Here is a 1413-nt window from a genome sequence, read left to right as displayed (position 1 = left end):
GTGTGGGTAAGGTACTATTAGAGACACTAACACCTACGGTACTCTTTAGGGCAGTGGATGCATTGTTGATCAATTTGCCTTCAAATTTAGCGTTATTGAAGAATTTGATTTGGAAGTTGGTGTTACCAGAGCTGTAGTTTTGCCTAGTTCCATCAGTAGGCTTGGTTAAAGTAAAATCCCCTTTTAAGGTGGAGTTATCCACATAGATTTCTTTCCTAAGAGCACTAGGTGCATAAACACTCCGATACCACGTATCTTGTGTCCCACTATTTTGGAAAAACTTCGTAACTTCAAGCGTAGAGCCATTGGTGACCCTAGCAAGAAAATCCATACCATTGTATCCAAAAGAGTCGATCTTTAAAGTCGAATGATCATCTACATTCACCACACCACTAGCTGCAGAAACATTGTAGTCTTTGATATGAACCTTTGCACCACTTCTGACATTAAGGCCATAAGAATACCAACTTGGATTCCAAGATTTGTTCCTAAAATACCCAATCTCTGCGACCGCACCATTTTTAAAGGTAAAAACAGGAGCACCCTCACTAATGTTCATATTTCCTACAAAGGCTTTACCCTTAAGAGAGCTATATGAATCTCCATTGTAGTTCCCATCAAAGGTATAGTAAGTGGGGATAGCAAAACCACCGTAGTAAAGGTTGAAATCTCCCTTATAAACAGAATTTTTAAAATATGCATCAATATTCTGCCCATTTCCTACACCGATTCCTCCTGTAATCCAAGTCGTATTGTAGAGACTAATAGCGGCTGTATATCCAGTGGTTTTATCAATCACGGCCGCATTGTTGAAATAAAGCGTGGAGGTACCAATAGGTTGTCTTCTGTAAACATTGTAATTAAACTTTAAATAATAAACATCGCTATAGGTTGAATTTTTAGTAATGTTGAACATATTTGCAAAGCTCTGAGTGACCCTACCACAAGCTTCATCTCCACTTAAAAGACATCTGGCATCTCCTGAACTATAAACTTCAGGTCTATTGAGGTTCCCATGATCTGCAGATAAAAGCCTTATATCTGAAGATGATAGAGCTGCTTGTGCGATGTCTGCTGTAAATGGCAATAAAAGCGTAGAAAGCACTAACGAAAATAAAGGAAAAAATGCTTTTTTAGAGGATTTAGGATTCACAGGTCTTGAAGGACCATCAGGGGCAAACCCTTCTCTTGTCTTTTTATCAAGACTAGCTTGAGCAGAACATGCTAAAAAACTATCCCATTGCTTAGCACTGCTATGGTTGTGAAAATCTCCAGAAAATCTAGAACGTTCATTCCTAGATCTAGCACTCTGAGATTCTCTAGTATGATAAGGGAAATCTAATGATTTCTCAAATTCAAAACCTTCAGTATCGTTAAATTCTTCAGAATGATTTGAACAGGGAGCTTTTAAGA

At 38.1% G+C, this 1413-nt stretch carries 1 protein-coding gene; it reads right to left on the bottom strand.

The window, feature by feature from the left end; all coding sequences use genetic code 11:
• On the bottom strand, positions 1-1413 hold a 1413-nt coding region (locus tag BKH42_RS09640; RefSeq protein WP_180674045.1), incomplete at both ends, for a hypothetical protein.

The organism is Helicobacter sp. 13S00482-2 (assembly GCF_002272795.1).
In the GTDB taxonomy this organism is placed as follows: domain Bacteria; phylum Campylobacterota; class Campylobacteria; order Campylobacterales; family Helicobacteraceae; genus Helicobacter_J.
The sequence above is the reverse complement of the archived record's forward strand: the minus strand, read 5'-3'. Positions and strand labels throughout refer to the sequence as shown.